The 19185-nt window shown below is 68.1% G+C and carries 20 protein-coding genes; 12 read left to right on the forward strand and 8 right to left on the reverse strand.

Annotated features, from left to right (window positions below):
• Nucleotides 1–2 precede the first annotated feature (2 nt).
• From folK to pgi, 5 genes are all read left to right on the forward strand, one after another.
• Nucleotides 3–488 (forward strand): 2-amino-4-hydroxy-6-hydroxymethyldihydropteridine diphosphokinase, encoded by a 486-nt coding sequence (gene folK / locus AC06FA_RS09845; RefSeq protein ID WP_478068130.1) that lies wholly within the window; start codon nucleotides 3–5, stop codon nucleotides 486–488.
• Between the two features lie 34 nt (nucleotides 489–522).
• Nucleotides 523–1338 (forward strand): 3-methyl-2-oxobutanoate hydroxymethyltransferase, encoded by an 816-nt coding sequence (gene panB / locus AC06FA_RS09850; RefSeq protein WP_478068131.1) that lies wholly within the window; start codon nucleotides 523–525, stop codon nucleotides 1336–1338.
• Nucleotides 1335–2174, forward strand: coding sequence for a pantoate--beta-alanine ligase (gene panC, locus AC06FA_RS09855; RefSeq protein WP_478068132.1), 840 nt, complete (start codon nucleotides 1335–1337; stop codon nucleotides 2172–2174). The genes panB and panC overlap by 4 nt, the downstream gene beginning before the upstream one ends.
• A 143-nt stretch (nucleotides 2175–2317) precedes the next feature.
• Nucleotides 2318–2698 carry an aspartate 1-decarboxylase gene (gene panD / locus AC06FA_RS09860; RefSeq protein WP_004153087.1) on the forward strand — a complete coding sequence of 127 codons (381 nt, stop codon included), beginning with the start codon at nucleotides 2318–2320 and terminating at the stop codon, nucleotides 2696–2698.
• A complete protein-coding gene (gene pgi, locus AC06FA_RS09865) occupies nucleotides 2695–4209 on the forward strand; it encodes a glucose-6-phosphate isomerase (protein WP_478068133.1) in 1515 nt (504 codons plus the stop codon). The genes panD and pgi overlap by 4 nt, the downstream gene beginning before the upstream one ends.
• 90 nt (nucleotides 4210–4299) lie before the next feature.
• On the opposite strand, the gene AC06FA_RS09870 is transcribed toward pgi, so the two are convergent.
• On the reverse strand, nucleotides 4300–4863 hold the full coding sequence (locus AC06FA_RS09870) for a response regulator transcription factor (protein WP_312708669.1): 564 nt from the start codon (nucleotides 4861–4863) through the stop codon (nucleotides 4300–4302).
• Nucleotides 4860–6086, reverse strand: a complete 1227-nt coding sequence (locus AC06FA_RS09875) for an ATP-binding protein (RefSeq protein WP_478068134.1) — start codon at nucleotides 6084–6086, stop codon at nucleotides 4860–4862. The genes AC06FA_RS09870 and AC06FA_RS09875 overlap by 4 nt, the downstream gene beginning before the upstream one ends.
• Before the next feature lie 114 nt (nucleotides 6087–6200).
• Between AC06FA_RS09875 and ispG the strand changes: the two genes are divergently transcribed.
• From ispG to AC06FA_RS09890, 3 genes are all read left to right on the forward strand, one after another.
• The gene (gene ispG / locus AC06FA_RS09880; protein ID WP_478068135.1) at nucleotides 6201–7466 is read left to right on the forward strand and encodes a flavodoxin-dependent (E)-4-hydroxy-3-methylbut-2-enyl-diphosphate synthase; all 1266 of its coding nucleotides are present in this window, start codon (nucleotides 6201–6203) and stop codon (nucleotides 7464–7466) included.
• Nucleotides 7447–8196, forward strand: coding sequence for a phosphatase PAP2 family protein (locus AC06FA_RS09885; RefSeq protein WP_478068136.1), 750 nt, complete (start codon nucleotides 7447–7449; stop codon nucleotides 8194–8196). Before ispG ends, AC06FA_RS09885 begins: the two co-directional genes overlap by 20 nt.
• Before the next feature lie 202 nt (nucleotides 8197–8398).
• Complete coding sequence (locus AC06FA_RS09890; RefSeq protein WP_478068137.1) at nucleotides 8399–9046, forward strand: response regulator; 648 nt, start codon at nucleotides 8399–8401, stop codon at nucleotides 9044–9046.
• A gap of 388 nt (nucleotides 9047–9434) precedes the next feature.
• On the opposite strand, the gene AC06FA_RS09895 is transcribed toward AC06FA_RS09890, so the two are convergent.
• The 5 genes from AC06FA_RS09895 to zwf form a co-directional block, all read right to left on the reverse strand.
• Entirely contained in the window at nucleotides 9435–10094 is a 660-nt protein-coding gene (locus AC06FA_RS09895; protein WP_312708674.1) for a bifunctional 4-hydroxy-2-oxoglutarate aldolase/2-dehydro-3-deoxy-phosphogluconate aldolase, read from the reverse strand.
• Nucleotides 10095–10399: 305 nt separating this feature from the next.
• Nucleotides 10400–12316: a phosphogluconate dehydratase gene (gene edd / locus AC06FA_RS09900; protein WP_478068138.1), complete on the reverse strand. Its 1917-nt coding sequence runs from the start codon at nucleotides 12314–12316 to the stop codon at nucleotides 10400–10402.
• A 58-nt stretch (nucleotides 12317–12374) separates the two neighbouring features.
• Entirely contained in the window at nucleotides 12375–13097 is a 723-nt protein-coding gene (gene pgl / locus AC06FA_RS09905) for a 6-phosphogluconolactonase (RefSeq protein ID WP_478068139.1), read from the reverse strand.
• A complete protein-coding gene (glk, locus tag AC06FA_RS09910; protein ID WP_478068140.1) occupies nucleotides 13094–14101 on the reverse strand; it encodes a glucokinase in 1008 nt (335 codons plus the stop codon). Before glk ends, pgl begins: the two co-directional genes overlap by 4 nt.
• Nucleotides 14098–15534 (reverse strand): glucose-6-phosphate dehydrogenase, encoded by a 1437-nt coding sequence (gene zwf / locus AC06FA_RS09915; RefSeq protein WP_478068141.1) that lies wholly within the window; start codon nucleotides 15532–15534, stop codon nucleotides 14098–14100. The genes glk and zwf overlap by 4 nt, the downstream gene beginning before the upstream one ends.
• Before the next feature lie 354 nt (nucleotides 15535–15888).
• Here zwf and AC06FA_RS09920 point away from each other — a divergent pair, with 354 nt between their 5' ends.
• A complete protein-coding gene (locus AC06FA_RS09920; RefSeq protein WP_478068142.1) occupies nucleotides 15889–16971 on the forward strand; it encodes an ABC transporter ATP-binding protein in 1083 nt (360 codons plus the stop codon).
• Between the two features lie 256 nt (nucleotides 16972–17227).
• Here AC06FA_RS09920 and ygfZ read toward each other — a convergent pair whose 3' ends face one another.
• A complete protein-coding gene (ygfZ, locus tag AC06FA_RS09925) occupies nucleotides 17228–18103 on the reverse strand; it encodes a CAF17-like 4Fe-4S cluster assembly/insertion protein YgfZ (protein ID WP_478068143.1) in 876 nt (291 codons plus the stop codon).
• Nucleotides 18104–18142: 39 nt separating this feature from the next.
• Between ygfZ and AC06FA_RS09930 the strand changes: the two genes are divergently transcribed.
• Genes AC06FA_RS09930 through sdhD form a run of 3 tightly spaced genes read left to right on the forward strand, consistent with a single transcriptional unit; the run spans nucleotide 18143 to nucleotide 19157 of the window.
• Nucleotides 18143–18316, forward strand: coding sequence for a DUF1674 domain-containing protein (locus tag AC06FA_RS09930; protein WP_312708685.1), 174 nt, complete (start codon nucleotides 18143–18145; stop codon nucleotides 18314–18316).
• Nucleotides 18317–18372: 56 nt separating this feature from the next.
• A complete protein-coding gene (gene sdhC, locus AC06FA_RS09935; protein WP_108755925.1) occupies nucleotides 18373–18765 on the forward strand; it encodes a succinate dehydrogenase, cytochrome b556 subunit in 393 nt (130 codons plus the stop codon).
• On the forward strand, nucleotides 18762–19157 hold the full coding sequence (gene sdhD, locus AC06FA_RS09940; RefSeq protein WP_478068144.1) for a succinate dehydrogenase, hydrophobic membrane anchor protein: 396 nt from the start codon (nucleotides 18762–18764) through the stop codon (nucleotides 19155–19157). The genes sdhC and sdhD overlap by 4 nt, the downstream gene beginning before the upstream one ends.
• Nucleotides 19158–19185 lie beyond the last annotated feature (28 nt).

The raw sequence follows: 19185 nt of genomic DNA on the forward strand, positions 1-19185 counted from the left end.
TCATGACCGTTGCGTGGATAGGCCTGGGGGCCAACCTGGGCGATGCGGCCGGCACGGTCCGCGCGGCGATGGCCGCGCTGGACACGCTGGCCGGCACGCGCCTGCAGCGGGCATCCCGGCTGTATGCCACGCCGGCCTGGGGCAATGAAGACCAGCCACCGTTCGTCAATGCGGTGGCGGCGGTGGATACCGCGCTGGCGCCGCTGGACCTGCTGCAGGCCCTGCTGGCGCTGGAGCAGCGTTTCGGCCGGGTGCGTGACCCCGCCGTGCACTGGGGCCCGCGCGCGCTGGATCTGGACCTGTTGCTGTATGGGCAGCAGCGCGTCGATGAGCCCGCGCTGCAGGTGCCGCATCCGTACCTGCACGAGCGCGCCTTCGTGCTGGTCCCCCTGGCGGAAATCGCGCCAGAACTGACAATTCCTGGCCATGGCAGCGTGCAGGACGCAGTGATGCGGGTCGATGCCTGCGGGATTGCGCCGATAGGGTGATAATGCCCGGGTTATCTCCCCCGGTTATCAGCACATGAGCACCCACGCAGACAGCAAGCCCTGGACCGTACCCGCGCTGGCCGAAGCCAAGCGCAATGGCCAGAAGCTGGTCATGTTGACCGCCTACGACGCAGGCTTTGCCCGCACCTTCGACGCCAACGGCGTGGACCTGATCCTGATCGGCGATTCGCTGGGCATGGTCGTGCAGGGCCACGATTCCACCCTGCCGGTCACCGTGGCCGACATGGTCTACCACACCCGTGCGGTGTCGCGCGTGCTGCAGCGGGCGCTGCTGGTGGCCGACCTGCCGTTCGGTGCCGATGCCACCCCGGAACGCGCGCTGGACGCATCGCTGCAGCTGCTGCAGGCCGGTGCCGAGATGGTCAAGATCGAAGGCGCCGGCTTCAAGGTCGACATCGTGCGCTACCTGGTCGAACGCGAGATTCCGGTCTGTTCGCACCTGGGCCTGACCCCACAGTCGGTGCTGCGCCTGGGCGGCTTCAAGATCCAGGGCCGTGGCGATGCCGCGCGCCAGCTGGTGGAAGACGCCAAGGCCGTGGCCGCCGCCGGTGCCACCCTGATCGTGCTCGAATGCATGCCGACGCCGGTGGCCGCCGAGGTCACCGCCGCGGTGGACGTGCCGACCATCGGTATCGGTGCCGGCCCGCACTGCGATGGCCAGGTGCTGGTGCTGCACGACTTCATCGGCCTGGACAGCGGCCACCGCCGGCCGAAGTTCGTCAAGGACTTCCTGGCCGAAGGCGGCTCGGTGGCCGGTGCCACCCGTGCCTTTGCCGATGCCGTGCGTGACGGCAGCTTCCCCGACGAACAGCACGCCTACGCCCAATGATCCAGACCTTCAACGAGCTTGGCGCACTGCGCGAGCAGATTGCCCAGTGGAAGCAGCAGGGCCTGCGGGTGGCGCTGGTGCCGACCATGGGCAACCTGCACGGTGGCCACCATTCGCTGGTAACCCTGGCCCGCCAGTACGCCGACAAGGTCGTGGCGAGCATCTTCGTCAACCCGACCCAGTTCGGGCCGAACGAGGATTTCAGTCGCTACCCGCGCACGCCCGAGGCCGACGTGGCCGGGCTGGAACAGGTCGGCTGCGATGCCGTGTGGCTGCCCAGCGTCGAGGCGATGTACCCGCTGGGCGTGGACAGGACCACGCAGATGCACGCCCCGGGCGTGAGCGAAGTGCTGGAGGGTGCCAGTCGCCCGGGCCACTTCGATGGCGTCTGCACGGTGGTGGCGCGCCTGTTCCTGCAGGTGCAGCCGGACGTGGCCGTGTTCGGCCGCAAGGATTACCAGCAGTTGGCGGTGATCCGGCAGATGGTGGCCGAGCTGTCCTTCCCGGTGCAGATCGTTGGCGCGGAGATCGTGCGCGATGACGACGGACTGGCCAAGAGCTCGCGCAACCAGTACCTGGATGCGCAGCAGCGGCCGCTGGCGACCACGATCCATCGCACCCTGCTGGGCATGCGCGAAGGCTACGTGGCCGGGCACGCGCGCGCGCAGATCGAGGCCGATGCCACGGCCGCACTGCAGGCTGCCGGCTTCCAGGTGGACTACGCCGTGCTGCGCACCCCCGAGCTGGCCGAGCCGACCTTCGACGGCGGCGGCCGGGTGGCGCTGATTGCCGCCCGCCTGGGCAGCACCCGGTTGATCGACAACCTGGAATTCTGATGTCTGGGTGGAGTCAGATCCCTTTTCCGCAGGAAAAGGGATCCGACCCCGGTTCCCGGCGCTACCTGAACGGGTTGCCGGCCATGCAGCCCGGCGCCACGCGGGTGCTAGAATCCACGCTTTCCTTTGCGTTGTACCGTGCCATGCACCTGTCCCTGCTGAAGACCAAGATCCACCGCGCCACCGTCACCCATTCCGAGCTGAACTACGAAGGTTCCATCGCCATCGATGACAACCTGCTGGCTGCCACCGGCATCCGCGAGTTCGAGCAGGTGCACATCTGGGACGTGACCAACGGTGCGCGCTTCTCGACCTACGCCATCCGTGCCGAAGCCGGCAGCGGCGTGGTCTCGCTCAATGGCGGTGCTGCACGCCACGTGCAGGTCGGTGACATCATCATCATCGCTGCCTTCGCCAGCATGACCGAGCAGGAAGCGGACAGCTTCAAGCCGAAGCTGGTGTACGTGGACGGCAACAACCAGATCTCCCACACCAACGACACGATCCCGACCCAGGCCGCATGACAACGAACAACGGATTCGACTCGCTGCATTCCCACGCCCAGCGCCTGAAGGGCGCAAGCATTCCCAGCCTGCTGGCCGCCGAACCGGGCCGCGTGCAGGACCTGGCGCTGCGGGTCGGTCCGTTGTATGTCAATTTCGCGCGGCAGAAGTACGATGCCGCCGCGCTGCAGGCGTTGCTGGCATTGGCCGCCGACCGTGATGTCGGCGGTGCCATCAACCGTCTGTTCCGTGGCGAGCAGGTCAACCTGACCGAAGGCCGTGCGGCGCTGCACACTGCGCTGCGTGGTGATGCGGTCGACGCGCCGGTGGCGGCCGAGGCCTACGCCACCGCGCGCGGGATCCGCCAGCGCATGGGCGTTCTGGTGCGCGCGCTGGAAGACAGCGGCGTGACCGATGTCGTCAGCGTGGGTATTGGCGGTTCCGATCTGGGCCCGCGCCTGGTCGCCGACGCGCTGCGCCCGGTGTCCGGTGCGCGCCTGCGCGTGCATTTCGTGTCGAACGTGGACGGCGCGGCGATGCAGCGCACGCTGGCCACGCTGGATCCGGCCACCACCGCCGGCATCCTGATTTCCAAGACCTTCGGCACCCAGGAAACGCTGCTCAACGGCCAGATCCTGCACGACTGGCTGGGTGGCAGCGACCGCCTGTACGCGGTCAGTGCCAACCCCGAGCGTGCGGCCAAGGCCTTCGCCATCGCCGCCGAACGCGTGCTGCCGATGTGGGACTGGGTGGGCGGCCGTTATTCGCTGTGGTCGGCGGTCGGCTTCCCGATCGCGCTGGCGATCGGTTTCGAGCGTTTCGAACAGCTGCTCGACGGTGCCGCGCAGATGGACGCGCATGCGCTGGACGCGCCGCTGGAGCGCAACCTGCCGGTGCTGCATGCACTGACCGATATCTGGAACCGCAATCTGCTGGGCTGTGCCACCCACGCGGTGATGACCTACGACCAGCGCCTGGCGCTGCTGCCGGCCTACCTGCAGCAGCTGGTGATGGAAAGCCTGGGCAAGCGCGTGCAGCGCGACGGCCAGCCGGTCACCACCGATACGGTGCCGGTGTGGTGGGGCGGGGCGGGCACCGATGTGCAGCACAGCTTCTTCCAGGCGCTGCACCAGGGCACCAGCATCATTCCGGCCGATTTCATCGGCTGCGTGCGCAATGACGATCCCTATACGGTGAACCACCAGGCGCTGCTGGCCAATCTGCTGGCACAGACCGAAGCGTTGGCCAATGGCCAGGCCAGCGACGACCCGCACCGCGATTATCCGGGCGGCCGCCCGAGCACCCTGATCCTGCTCGATGCGCTGACGCCGCAGGCACTGGGCGCACTGATCGCCATGTACGAGCACGCCGTGTACGTGCAGTCGCTGATCTGGAACATCAATGCCTTCGACCAGTTCGGTGTCGAGCTGGGCAAGCAGCTGGCCAACGGCCTGCTGCCGGCGCTGCAGGGCGAGGATGTGGCGGTGGCCGATCCGATGACCCGCGAGATCCTGGCGCAGCTGAAGGGCTGACGGTCTCTGTAGAGTCGGGCCATGCTCGACTCTGCGCAAAAGGCAGTCGAGCATGGCTCAACTCTACAGGCGGGTGGTGCCGACCCCGGGTCAACGGCTCGGGTCGCGCTCCGGGCTGGGCCGCTTGGCCAGCTTGCGCTGCAGCGAACGCCGGTGCATGCCCAGCAGGCGCGCTGCGGCCGAGACATTGCCGCCGGTTTCGTGCATGGCCTGCTGGATGTGTTCCCACTGCAGGCGGCTGATCGGCGTCATCGCATCGGGCACTTCCATTTCGCCATCGTCGGCCGGGCCGTCGTCTTCTTCGCCCAGTGCCCGCAGGATCATCGGCACCGTGGCCGGTTTCGGCAGGTAGTCGTCTGCGCCCAGCTTGATCGCTTCCACGGCAGTAGCAATGCTGGCGTAGCCGGTCACCAGCAGGATGCGCATGTCCGCGCGCAGTGCGCGCAGGGGCTGGATCAGGGCCAGGCCGGAATCGTGGCCCAGCTTCAGGTCGATCAGGGCAAACGCCGGTGGCTGCTGGCGGGCCAGGGTCAGGGCGCTGGCGGCATCCTGCGCGGTCTGGGTTTCCAGGCCCTTGCGGGCCAGGCTGCGCTGCAGCGTGCGCAGGTACAGCTCGTCGTCGTCGACCAGCAGGCCAAGGGGTGAGGCGTTCATGGGGTGTCCTCGCGTGGGGCCAACGGAAGGCGGAAGCCGACGCGGCTGCCGGCCCCCTGGGCCGGGCGCATCCACATCTCGCCGTGCAGGCGTTCGATGGTGGCATGGGACAGGGCCAGCCCCACCCCCATGCCTTCACTCTTGCTGCTGCCGAACAGTTTGCCCGGCAGCACGGCGGCACGCGCGTCGAAGCCGTGCCCGTAATCGCGTACCTCGCCGATCAGGTCCTCGCCTTCGATGCGCAGGTCCAGGTCCACGCGTGGCCGCCCGGCCTGCTCGCCGGCGTCGGCCGCGTTGTTCAGCAGCACCATCAGCAGATGGCCCACGCCGGGGTCCAGCGGCAGGCGTAGCGGCGCGTCGTCGTTGCGGTGCAGGTCGATGGTCGGGCGCACCAGGCGCCATTGTTCCAGCACCTGCTGGGCGTTGGAATGGCTGCGCCCCGGTGCATCGGCCGAGGCCGGTGCGGCCAGCGCCAGTACCCGTTCGCGGCACTGCACCAGCAGTTCGCGCAGCGTCTCCATGTCCTCGCGCACTTCCGGCTCTTCGCTGCGCTCGGCCACGTCGTCGGCCAGCAGGGTCATGGTTGCCAGCGGTGTGTTCAGTTCATGCGCCACGGAGGCGGCGTGGGTGGCCAGGGCAACGATGCCCTCGTTGCGGGCGAAGCGCTCGCGCAGCGCCGACAGTTCCAGTTCGCGCTGGCGCAGGGCCATCGCCAGGCGGGTCGAGAAGGTCAGAACCACGGCGGCCGACAACAGGAAGTTGGCCACCACGCCCCAGCGATTCAGGTCCAGCGCGCGGAAGTAGCCGGTGGGCAGGGGTTGCCCGAACACGCCGCTGGCGGCATAGCCCAGCAGGCAGGCGCCGGCCACCGCCAGCGCCCAGCGCAGGGGCAGGGCAAAGGCCGCCAGCGCGATCAGGATCAGGAACAGCGAGCCGAAGGGGTTGGCGATGCCGCCGCTCCAGCCCACCATCCAGGTGAGGATGATCACATCCACCAGGATGTGGCCGAACGCGGTCAGCGGGGCGGGGTCGCCGGCTTCCGGGCGCAGCTGGGTGTACAGGTTGAACGCGGCCAGCACGGCCACGCCGGCCCACAGCGGCTGCTGCGGCAACGGCAGGCCCAGCACCCAGGTGGCGACCAGGATGGTGGCCGCCTGGCCGGCCACGGCCAGCCAGCGCAGGCTGCACAGGGTTCGAAGAAACGGGGCGTCGGGTCCGGTCATGCCTGCCCATCGTATGCGTTCACCGCGCAGGCTGCCTGCGACAATCGGCCGCAGACGCGCTGCGCGCTGAATGCGACCCACCCCGAACGCAGGGGCGGGCGGTAGAATGGGCCCATGCACGACGCCGTCACCCGCCCCACGCCCCCCTCCGATGCCACCGCCTGGCCGCGCCGCCAGACCCATGCCGTCCAGATCGGCGGGGTCACCGTTGGCGGTGGCAAGCCGGTGGTGGTGCAGTCGATGACCAACACCGACACCTCCGACGTGGCGTCCACCGCCAAGCAGGTGGCCGATCTGTGGCGAGCCGGGTCGGAAATGGTGCGACTGACCGTCAACACCGTCGAAGCCGCCGCGGCCATCCCGCGCATCGTAGACAAGCTGGCGATGATGGGCATCGATGTGCCCCTGATCGGCGACTTCCACTACAACGGCCATCAGCTGCTGACTGCCGAACCGGCCTGCGCCGAAGCGCTGGCCAAGTACCGCATCAACCCGGGCAACGTCGGCTTCGGCAAGAAGAAGGACCTGCAGTTCGCGCAGCTGATCGAGTTCGCCGTGCGCTACAACAAGCCGGTGCGCATCGGTGCCAACTGGGGTTCGCTGGACCAGGCCCTGGCGGCGAAGCTGATGGACGAGAACAACCATCGCGAACAGCCCTGGGACGCCGGCCGCGTGCTGCGCGAGGCGCTGATCCGCTCGGCGCTGGATTCGGCCGAGCAGGCGGTGGAGCTGGGCCTGCCGCGCGACCGCATCGTGCTGTCGGCCAAGGTCAGCGGCGTGCAGGAACTGATCGCGGTGTACCGCGACCTGGCCCAGCGCTCGGACTTCGCCCTGCACCTGGGCCTGACCGAGGCCGGTATCGGCAGCAAGGGCATCGTGGCTTCGGCCGCGGCGCTGAGCGTGCTGCTGCAGGAAGGCATCGGTGACACCATCCGCATTTCGCTGACCCCCGAACCGGGGCAGTCGCGCACGCAGGAGGTGATCGTTGCCCAGGAACTGCTGCAGACCACCGGCCAGCGTGCGTTCACCCCGCTGGTGACAGCCTGCCCGGGCTGTGGCCGCACCACCTCCGAGTTCTTCCAGGAACTGGCCAAGGTGGTGCAGAACCACGTGCGCGAGAAGATGCCACTGTGGAAGATCCACCACCCGGGCGCGGAGAACATGACTCTGGCGGTGATGGGCTGCATCGTCAACGGACCGGGCGAGTCGCGCCACGCCAACATCGGCATTTCCCTGCCGGGCACCGGTGAGACCCCGGCCGCACCGGTATTCGTGGATGGCGAGAAGAAGGTGACCCTGCGCGGCGAGAACATCGCCCAGGAGTTCGTTGCCCTGATCGACGATTACGTCGAACGCACCTATGTCCGAAGCGCAGGATAAGCCCGTCATCCTGGCCGCGCCGGAGCCCGCCTCCGGCTTCCGCCACTGGATGGCGCGCAACGCCTGGCGCCTGGTGCTGCTGTTTGCCGGCGTGCTGCTGCCCTTGGCCGGTTTCGTCGCGCTGGCCGATGAAGTGCACGAGTTCGAGTCGTTCCATTTCGATGCGCCATTGCTGTGGCAGATGCACGGCCTGCATTCGCCAGGGCTGGATGCCTTCTTCGTGCTGCTGTCGCGGCTGGGCTACGAGTGGTTCCTGATCCCGGCCGACGTTCTGATCGTGGGCGCGCTGGCCTGGCGTCGGCGCTGGCGCGAGGCGACCTTCGTGGCTGTGTGCTTCGTCGGCTCGGCGCTGCTGAACATGGGCAGCAAGCAGTTCTTCCAGCGTGACCGCCCCAGCCTGTGGGAATCGATCGCGCCCGAATCGACATTCAGCTTCCCCAGCGGGCATGCCATGGGGTCGATGACCCTGGCCATGACCCTGGTGCTGCTGGCGTGGAACACCCGCTGGCGCTGGCCGGTGCTGCTGCTGGCGCCCGCGTTCAGCCTGCTGGTGAGCGTGTCCCGGGTCTATCTGGGAGTGCATTACCCCTCGGATATCCTGGCCGGATGGTGTGCCGCGCTCGTTTGGGTGGTAGGGTGCTATCTGGTCATGTTCCGTCGCCGGCATCCTTGGCGACGTCACGGTTCGCCGCCAGCGAGGGCCAGCGAAGCGATCGCAACAGGGGAGTGACGCGGTTGCCCCGCGCCGGGGCGCTGCGCAGTGGATGTGTAGTTTCGATGTCAGGGGTTTTGCAGGGCCGGGGACGGAAACAACAAGCCAGGAATGTGATGCGCAAGGCAGAACGCCATTTTTGCGCACGTTCCCCGCTTGCGGTGTGCCGTAGCCCCCGCCTAGTTTGGCCCCCGATGGCCGCATTCGAAGAGGGACGTGGATGACGATTCGAGTCTACCTGGTGGATGACCACGCGCTGGTCCGCACCGGGATGAAAATGATCCTGTCGGGGGAACCTGACATCGAGGTCGTGGGCGAAGCCGAGACCGGTGAGGACGCCCTGCGCGAAGTTCGCCAGCTGCTGCCGGACGTGGTGCTGTGTGATCTGCACCTTCCCGGCGTCAGCGGCATGGAGGTGACCGAGCGCATCGTGCGCAGCCACCGTGGCACGCGCGTGGTGATCGTCTCGGTGCTGGAAGACGGTCCGCTGCCCAAGCGCCTGCTGGAAGCCGGTGCGGCCGGCTATATCGGCAAGGGCTGCGATGCGCAGGAACTGCTGCGCGCGGTGCGCGACGTGGCCGGTGGTCGTCGCTACCTCGGCACCAGCATTGCGCAGAACCTGGCGCTGTCCACCGTGGAAGGCAATGCTTCGCCGTTCGATACGCTGTCGCCGCGCGAACTGGAAGTCGCGCTGCTGCTGACCCAGGGCCTGCGCCAGGAAGACATTGCCCGTCGCCTGAGCCTGAGCGCGAAGACAGTGAACACGCACAAGGCGCGCCTGTTCGAGAAGATGGGTATCCACGACAACATTGCGCTGGCGCGCATGGCCAGCCAGTACGGCCTGGTGGACCCGGCGCGGCCGCTGTAAGGATTCCAGCCAACGGCGCAGCCCCTCGCGGTGGTGGTGCGGTTGGATCATGTGGGTTGGCCGGGCGGATGGGCTGTGCAGGGGGCGCTGCAAGTACGTCCCTGTAAGCTCGGTCGCCGCTTGCTCGTGTGCGCTGTCCTGCGCACACGGCAAGACCGGGGTTGGGCGTCCTGCCCAACCCGCCCGAGGCATGCCTCGGGCCCATGCGGCTCACGCCCCTACACAACCCACCCGCCCGGCCACGGACAGTTTCCGTGCGCCGCCACCGCGGAATGAAGAAGGAAGAGCGGGAGCGGGTCGCGCGCGTTGCGCACTCGCGGCCTGGGGTCAGCCGACCCGGGGGTCGGATCCCTTTCCCGGCGGGAAAGGGCTCTGACCCCATGGTTTTTCAGTGACCGCGGACGCGCTTGACGATCTTCGCGGCCTGGGCGGCGCTCTCGCGCACCTTGTCCCACTGGCCGTCGGCGATCCAGTTGCCCGGCACCATCCACGAGCCGCCGATGCAGACCACGTTCTTCTGCTCCAGATACTCGGCAGCGGTGTTTTCAGTGATGCCGCCGGTGGGGCACAGCTTCAGGTCGGCCACCGGACCGGCCAGGCCCTTGATCATTGCCAGCCCGCCCACGGCGGTGGCCGGGAACAGCTTGCAGACGCGGAAGCCGCGCGCGTAGAGCGACAGCAGCTCGGTCGGCGTGGCTGCACCCGGCACCACCGGCAGCGGCGCCGCCGCCAGCGCATCGGCCAGCACCGGCGGCGTGCCCGGGGTGACCAGGAAATCCGCACCGGCATCGATCGCCTGCTGCATCTGTTCTACGGTCAGTACCGTACCCGCACCCACCACCACATCGGGCAGTTCGCGCTTGAGCATGGCCAGCGCTTCCATCGCCACCGGCGTACGCAGCGTCAGCTCGATGGCCGGCAGACCACCCTCCAGCAGCGCCGCACTGACCGCACGTGCCTGGTCCAGCGTATGAATCGTCACCACCGGCAGAATACCCGCCGCCCGCAGCATCTCCGCCGCCTTCACCTGATGTTGCTCGATACCCATGCTTTTGCCCTTGCTCTTGTTTGTACTTTTCAGTGATCACTTCGCGGCGCGGAGGCGCCAGCAAACTGTCCCGAGGCGGCGGGTAGCCCCCACCAGGACCGCAGGCGCCATGGGCCCGAGGCATGCCTCGGGCGGGTTGGGCAGGACGCCCAACCCCGGTCTTGCCGTGTGCGCAGGATTGCGCACACGAGCAAGGCGCCTACGAGGCCCCATGGATGGGTTCACGGCGTGTCCTGGTGGGGGCTACCCGCCGCCTCCACCAGGACACTGACCGCCAACGCAGACCCGCAACGCTCTTCAAACCCTCAGGCGTCCTTCGCCTCATGCGGCGCCGCCGCCGCGGCAGCATCGTGCCCCAGCTCGTACTCCGCGTCGTAATCCCACGGCCCGCCATCAGCCGCCGCCGGCCCGCACGAAATCGAAATCGCGCCCTGGTCCGCAGGCCCGACCACCCGACGATTGATCGCAAACAGATTGCGGCCCATGTCGTTGGCCGCCGGCGCAGTATTCGGCGCCAGCGTACGCGCCGCCCATTCGGCCGCATCCACCAGCACTTCCAACGTGCCGGCCTCGCCGTCCAGGCGGATCATGTCGCCCTCGCGCACCTTGCCCAAAGGACCGCCGCGCGCTGCTTCCGGCGTCACGTGGATGGCCGCCGGAATCTTGCCCGACGCACCGGACAGGCGGCCGTCAGTGACCAGCGCCACGCGCCGGCCCTGGTTCTGCAGCAGCCCCAGCAACGGCGCCAGCGAATGCAGTTCCGGCATGCCGTTCGCACGCGGGCCCTGGTAACGCACCACCGCCACGAAATCCTGCGGCAGCATGCCCGCGGCGTGCAGCTTGTTCAGCACCTGCGGCGCATCGACCACCACGGCCGGGGCCTCGATGGTGCGGTACTGCGGCTTCACCGCCGACAGCTTGATCAGCGACTTGCCCAGGTTGCCGCGCAGCAGGCGCAGGCCGCCCTGGCTCTCGAACGGATTGTCCACGCCGCGCACCACCTCGTCATCGGCGCTGCGTTCCAGCCCCGGCAGGTAGACCAGCTGGCCGTCGCGCAGCTGCGGCTCGCGCGCGTAGTCAGCCATGCCGCCGCGCGCCACGCTGACCAGATCGCCGTGCATCAGCCCGGCCTTGATCAGTTCACCGAACACGAAGGCCGGGCCGCCGGCAGCGGCGAAGCGGTTCACGTCGGCTTCGCCGTTCGGATAGACGCGCGCCAGCAGCGGGATCAGCTGCGACAGCTCGTCGAAATCGTCCCAGGTCAGCACGATGCCGGCCGCCCGGGCCACGGCGATCCAGTGGATGGTGTGGTTGGTCGAACCGCCGGTGGCCATCAGCGCGATGACCGCGTTGACGATCGCGCGCTCGTCGATGATGCGGCCAAGCGGACGGAAGTCGTCGCCCAGCGCGGTGATGTCCAGCGCACGCTCGGTGGCTTCGCGGGTCAGCGCATCGCGCAGCGGCGTGCCGGGATTGACGAACGACGCGCCGGGCAGCTGCACGCCCATCGCCTCCAGCAGCACCTGGTTGGAGTTGGCGGTGCCGTAGAAGGTGCAGGTGCCCGCGCCGTGGTACGACGCCGATTCTGCTTCCAGCAGTTCCTCGCGGGTGGCTTCGCCGGCGGCATAGCGCTCGCGGACTTCGGCCTTCTGCTTGTTGGGGATGCCCGGGGTCATCGGGCCGGCCGGCACGAACACCGCCGGCAGGTGGCCGAAGGCCAGTGCGCCCACCAGCAGGCCCGGCACGATCTTGTCGCACACGCCGAGGTAGACGGTGGTGTCGAACATGTCGTGGCTCAGCCCGATCGCGGTCGCCTGGGCGATCACATCGCGCGAGAACAGCGACAGTTCCATGCCGCCGCGGCCCTGGGTGACGCCGTCACACATGGCCGGCACGGCGCCGGCCACCTGCGCGGTGGCGCCCAGTTCACGGGCGATCTCGCGGATCTGCTCGGGGTAGGTCTCGAACGGCTGGTGGGCCGACAACATGTCGTTGTAAGCGGTGATGATGCCCAGGTTGGCGGTGACGCCGCCGCGCAGGCGGCTCTTGTCCGTGCTGCCACAGGCAGCAAAGCCGTGGGCAAGGTTGCCGCAGCTCAGGCGGCTGCGGAACGGGCCGTCACGCAGCGAGGCGTCGATCGCGGCCAGATAGGCGGCGCGTGACGCAGCGCTGCGGCGGATGACGCGCTCGGTGATGGCTTGCAGTTGCGGATGGAGGCTCATTGGCTACCGGCATTCAAGGTGGCGAGTGACAGGCGGCACCGCAGTGCCGCCGCCGACATCAATCAGCCCAGTGGACGCGCAGGCGCGCGCCGTCCAGGTTGATCGCAGAAAGGATCGGGTACAGCTGCGGGTCGTTGCTGTCCAGGGCCTGGCGCAGCACCTGCAGTTTCTGCTTGCCGCGCAGCAGCAGCAGGCGCTGGCGGCACTGGCCCAGCCCGCGCGGGGTCAGGGTGATGCGCAGCGGCCACTGGTTCGAGCCCGGGCAGCCGGTGGCATCCAGCGCCGCGTAGGGCAGGGTGCTTTCCAGTGCGCGGGTCAGATCCTTGGAGCCGGGGAACAGCGAGGCGGTGTGGCCATCGTTGCCCATGCCCAGGGCCACCACGCTCGGCGCCTGGCTGTGCTGGGCCTGCAGGTTGGCGGTGTACACGCATTCGGGCAGCGGCTTGCCGACCCGCACCAACGGATCGAAGTGCGCACCTTCAGCACGCTTGAGCAGGTGCTCGCGCACCAGCCAGGCATTGCTGTCGCGATCCTGCGGCGACAGCCAGCGCTCATCGGCCAGGCTGACTTCGACCCGGTCCCAATGCACGTCCAGTTCGGCAAGCGCCTGGTACACCGGCGCCGGCGTGGTACCGCCGGAGAGCAGGATGCGGGCGCGGCCCACTTCGTTGATGTCGTGGTTGATGGCCTGGGCCATCTCGGCGGCCACCGCTTCGATCCAGGCATCGGCGTCGCCGTGCTGTACGAAGTCGATGCGGTCGTCGTGGAAGATCGGGCTCATGCAGCAACTCCAGGGGCATCGCGTTCGGCATCGGCGGCATAGGCGGCGGCGCCCAGCAGGCCGGGGCAGGGGTGCATGATCGCCAGCGACGGCACCCGGCCCATGATGGAAGAGAACCGGCCCTTGTGTTCGAAGCGCTGGCGGAAACCGGAGTGCTGCAGCGAATCGAGCATCTTCGGCACCAGTCCGCCGGTCAGGAACACGCCGTCCCAGGCGCCCTGCACCAGCACCAGGTCGCCGGCGATGGCGCCGAACACCGCGCAGAACACATCCACGGTGCGCATCGCCTGCGGGTCGCCCAGGGCGGCGCGCGCGGTCACATCGGCCGGTTGCAGGTGGCCCGGGTCGAAGCCGGCCATCTCGCACACGGCGCGATGGATGTTGACCAGGCCGGGGCCGCAGATCAGGCGCTCGTTGGACACCCGCCCGAACTGCTCGGACAGGATTTCGAGGATGCGGATTTCTTCCGGCGTACCCGGCGGGAAGCTGACATGGCCGCCTTCGGTTTCCAGCGGGTAGCTGCGCCCGTGGCGCACCAGCAGGCCGCCCACGCCCAGCCCCGTGCCCGGGCCGATGACACCGTAGTTGCGCGGCTGGCCCGGCGCGGCCGGGGTCCAGTGCGCGCCACCGATCTGCACGACGTCATGCGGCTGCAGCAGCGCGACGGCCATGGCCTGGGCGGCGAAATCGTTGATCAGGTGCAGTTCGTCGAAGCCGAGCATGGCCGCAGTGCGGCTGCGCGAGATCACCCACGGGTGGTTGGTGATGCGGGCTTCATCGCCATCCACGCGGCCGGCCACGGCGAAGACGCCGCGGCGGGCGCTGGCACCGGCCTGTTCCAGATAGTGGCGCGCGGCATCGCCCAGCGACGGGAACTCGGCCACGGCGTACTCGCGGATGCTGTCCTTCAGCAGCGGCGCGTCCTGCGAGGTGTCGGCCAGGGCGAAGCGGGCGTTGGTGCCGCCGATATCGGCGACCAGCACGGGCTGGCTGGCGGCACTCATGCCGACGCTCCGCTGTCGGGAGCATCCACGCCCTGCGGCAGGAACCCGGTGGCCGAGCTGGGGCCCCACTGGCCGGCCGGGTAGGGTTCCAGCGGCAGCTTGGCGTCCTTCCAGGCGTCGGCCACGCTGTCGATCCACGCCCATGCAGCGCGCACTTCGTCATCGCGCACGAACAGGGTGTGGTTGCCGTTGAAGGCATCCAGGAACAGGCGTTCGTAGGCGATGCGGCGGTGCAGGCCGGTCGGCACTGACAGTTCCAGTTCCAGCGGGTGCAGTTCCAGCGCGCCCCATTCCGGGCCGGCCAGGCTGCTCATCAGGCCCAGTTCGATGTTTTCCTGCGGCTGCAGCTGGAACACCAGGCGGTTCGGCGCGGCCTGCGCACGCTGCGGGCGCTCGAACAGCCAATGGGTGACCGGCTTCAGGGTGACCACCACGCGGGTGGTGCGCTCGGGCAGGCGCTTGCCGGTGACCAGGTGGAACGGCACGCCGCTCCAGCGCCAGTTGTCGATGTGCGCGGTGACACCGGCGAAGGTTTCCACGTCGCTACCTTCCGGCGGCTGGTAGGCCTGGGCCGGCTGGCCGTTGATGCTGCCGGCGGTGTAGCGGCCACGCACGCTGTCACGGGCGGCGTTCTTCGCATCGAGCGGGCGCAGGGCGCGCAGTACCTTGACCTTCTCGTCGCGGATGCGGTCGGCTTCCAGCGATGCCGGCGGCTCCATGGCGACCATGCACAGCAGCTGCAGGATGTGGCTCTGCACCATGTCGCGCAGCGCGCCGGAGCGGGCGTAATACGCGTCGCGGCCGTCCACGCCTTCGCTCTCGGCCACCAGGATGTGCACCGATTCGATGTAGTTGCGGTTCCACACTGCTTCCAGCAGCGTGTTGCCGAAGCGCAGGGCGATCAGGTTCTGCACCGCGGCCTTGCCCAGGTAGTGGTCCAGGCGGAACACGCGGTCTTCGTCGATCCACTGGCCGATGGTGCTGATGATCTCTTCAGCGCTTTCGCTGTCGCTGCCGATCGGCTTTTCCAGCATCAGGCGTGCCGGCGACGCCAGCGCGCCGCCCTTGGCCAGGCCTTCGCAGGTGGAGATGTACAGGCCCGGCGGAATGGCCAGGTAGCTGACGCAGCGGCGGTGCACCAGGTCGGACACCGCGGCGGCCACCGAGTCCACGTCGCGCAGGTCCACCGAGCGGTAGTCGATGCGGCGCAGCAGGGCGGCGATGTCGTCCTGGCTGGCCATGGGCATGGCCTGCTGCAGGCGCGGACGCAGGATGTCATGGAAGGCTTCGGTGTCGTGGCCGGAGAGGGCCAGCGCACGGATGCGGAAATCCTCCGGCAGCAGGCCGTCGCCGAGCAGGCGCAGCAGCGAAGGGAACAGGTAGCGCTGGGCCAGATCACCTGTGGCACCAAACAGGAAGAGGGTGTCGTGCATCGCTCGAGTTTCAGATCCGGGTGACATCGTTGTCAATCGCTTCATGGCTGGGTTCAGGGGACATCCGCGCTACTGTCTGTCCGAGGTTCGCTGGGGGCGGTTTTCCGGGCTTCCGGGCAACCGTTCCATTCGAAACCACCGCAACGGCCCGCTTTCGGTTGGCCGCTATTGCAGGTCGGTGCGCGCCGACCATCGGATAGTGCCACGTGAAAACGTTTACATGGCAGAATGGGCCACTGTATTCGATTGCAGTGCTCGCCGTCATGCGGCGACCGCGCAATCATCACTGCCATCGGGAGGGCCGAAGGCAGTCCCCAATGACAGCCCGGCACCGGGCGGACTGGATAGAGTGATATGGCAAAAGTGCAGTTGCAGGGTGTGCGCAAGGTCTACGACAACGGCCAGGTCGCAGTGAAGGACGCCACGTTCGAGGTGGCCGACGGCGAGCTGATGGTGCTGGTGGGGCCATCCGGCTGCGGCAAGTCGACGCTGCTGCGGATGGTGGCGGGCCTGGAGGAAATCAGCGGCGGCACGCTCACCATTGGTGATCGCGTGGTCAACGACGTGGCGCCGAAGGATCGCGACATCGCGATGGTGTTCCAGAGCTACGCGCTGTACCCGCACATGACCGTGGCCGAGAACCTGGCCTTCGGCCTGAAGCTGCGCGGCCATGACAAGGCGACCATCGACAAGCGCATTGCCGAGGCGGCGCAGACGCTGGGCCTGACCGAGATGATGGACAAGCTGCCCAAGGCGATGTCCGGTGGCCAGCGCCAGCGCGTGGCCCTGGGCCGTGCGCTGGTGCGCGAACCGGCGGTGTTCCTGCTGGACGAGCCGCTGTCCAACCTGGATGCCAAGCTGCGCCATAGCGTGCGCACCGAAATCGCGCAGCTGCATCGCAAGCTGGGCACCACCATGATCTACGTGACCCACGACCAGGTGGAAGCGATGACCCTGGGCCAGCGCATCGTGGTGCTCAAGGACGGCATCATCCAGCAGATCGACACGCCGATGGCGCTGTACGACCGGCCGGCCAACCTGTTCGTGGCCGGATTCCTGGGCAGCCCGGCGATGAACGTGCTGCGCGGCACGCTGCAGGGCGATGCCGGTGGCGTGAGCGTGGTCGATGGGCAATGGCGTGCCCCGCTGGGCCAGGCCACCATCGACCCGGCCTGGCTGCAGAAGTCGATCGCCGTGGGCGTGCGTCCGGAGCATCTGCAACCGGCGGCCGTCGATGATGCGCACGCCTTCACGGCGCGCATCGAGGGCATCGAGCCGGTCGGCAATGAAATCTTCGTCAACCTGAGCAGCGGCCAGCATGCGCTGACCATGCGCGTGGCGCCGCAGGCACTGCCGGCGGTGGGCGAGGAGATGCGCGTGGCGATCCACCCGCAGGGCCTGCACTTCTTCAGCGCAGAAACCGGCGAGCGGCTGTAAGGCGGCTTCGCCGGTGTGCGGACCAAGGTCCGCACCTACCAAGGCGGGGTTCACGTAGATCCACGCCATGCGTGGAAGAAGTGGGGACCCCGTAGATCCACGCCATGCGTGGATGAAGCGGGCCCAGTAGATCCACGCCATGCGTGGATGAAGCGGGCCCCGGTAGATCCGCGCCATGCGTGGATGGGATGCCGGCAGACGCGGTGCGGACCAAGGTCCGCACCTGCCAGGTCAGGTCCGCACCCTCCCGCTGGGCTCAGCGTGCCAGGCCGTCCAGCAGCGGCACGCGTTGGGCGGCCACGCCGCCGACCTGCAGTTCGCCGTCGCTGGTCTCCAGCGGCAGCACCGCCAGCGCCAGGTCTCCGGCAACGCTGGCGATCGTGCCGAGCGCCGCGCCATCCTGCTGTACCGCTTCACCGGCCTGGGCCGGCGCGGCGGTGTGCAGCAGCTGCACCGCGCGCTTGGCCTTGCCCAGGAAGTGGGTGCGGGCCACGATTTCCTGGCCGGGATAGCAGCCCTTCTTCACGCTGTACCCGTTCAGGCGGTCCAGCCCCAGTTGCTGGGGTGTCCACACTTCGCGCTGGCTGGCATCCAACCGCGGTAGGCCGAAGCGCAGGTCGGCCTGGCGCCAGGCCAGCGCGAAGGTGTCCGCGGCGGCGTCGGCTTCCGTGGCCGCTGCGTCGGGCGCGCCGATGCGCAGGGTGCGCGGCAGCGCATCACTGCCCAGGTCCAGTTCCCAGTCAGCGCCTTCGGCACGCGCGATGGCCGCGCCACTGGCCGCTTCGGGCGCGGTGAATGCGCCGGTCACCACCAGATCCGTATGCACCTGCAGCTTCACCTTGCGGCGGAACACGAACCGTTGCAGTTGCGACGCAATCGCATCGGCGTCGCCGTCGGCCAGCACCAGCATCACGTGGTCTTCGGCCAGCCGCAGCAGCTGGAAAACCGCCAGGGTGCGGCCTTTGGCGCTCAGCCAGGCGCTCCATTGCCAGTGCAGCAGGGGCAGGGCGGTCACGTCGCTGCTGAACTGGGCGTGGGCGAACGTGGCCGCATCGGCGCCCTGCAGGCTCACCAGCTGGTGGCCCGGAAGGTGCGGATATGCGACGAAAGCAGGGGGCAGGTTGTCAGGCACGTGAACGAGGTCTAAAATTTGTGCGTTGCGAGACCGAACATGATAGGCCAAACAACCCCCACTCCCGACGCCGAAGCTGAAGCCCCGCTGGTCCCCGCGGCACCTGTGCCTGTGGAACCGGAAAAGGTGGAAGAAGAATTCGGCGGCCGCGGCGGACTTGATCCGGTGCGGTACGGCGATTGGGAGAAAAACGGACGCTGCATCGATTTCTGATCAGCATTGAGCCAACGCGGCCGCGTGCCGCCCAGCCGAGACAACGAGCCCAGCGAATGGCGACCAGACAACGCCCACTTTCCCCGCACCTTCAGGTGTATCGCTGGCAGATTCAGATGGCCACCTCGATCCTGCATCGAGCCACTGGCGTCTTTCTGTCTGTTGGTGCCCTCATCATCGCTGCGGGCCTTCTGGCCCTGATGATGGGGCCCGAATCCTGGAACTGCTACACCGGCCATGCCGGGGCCTGGTATGGCCGCGTGTTCCTGTTCGCGTGGACATGGTCGTTCGCCTACCACCTGTGCAATGGCATCCGCCACATCGTGCAGGACTTCGCCATCGGTTTCAGCATTCCCGCCTTCGTGCGCAGCAGCTGGATCTCGGTCTTTGGCAGCCTGGTGATCACCGCGCTGGTGTGGGCCTATGTGCTGCTGGGAGGTGCCGCATGAACAAGTCGAACAAGTTCCGTACCCCGCTGAAGACCGTGCGCGGCTTGGGTTCGGCCAAGACCGGTACCGAACACTTCGTGCACCAGCGCCTGACCGCCGCCGCGCTGGTGGTGCTGGGTGTGTGGTTCCTGGTGTTCGTGGTGCGCCTGGCCGGTGCCGATTACGTGACCGCCACCGCCGCCATCGCCAAGCCGTGGAACGCGGTGCCGCTGATCGGCCTGCTCATCGCCATGTTCTGGCACGCCCAGCTGGGCCTGCAGGTGGTGCTGGAAGATTACATCCACGAATCGCTGCTGGCCCTGGTGCTGCAGACCTTCGTGAAGTTCGTGGCCGTGCTCGGCATGATCGTCAGCGTGTTTGCGGTGGGCCGCATCGCCCTCGGCGTCGCCTGAGCCCAGGCACAAGACAGGAATCCAGATT

The organism is Stenotrophomonas sp. Steno-C17, from assembly GCF_056393165.1.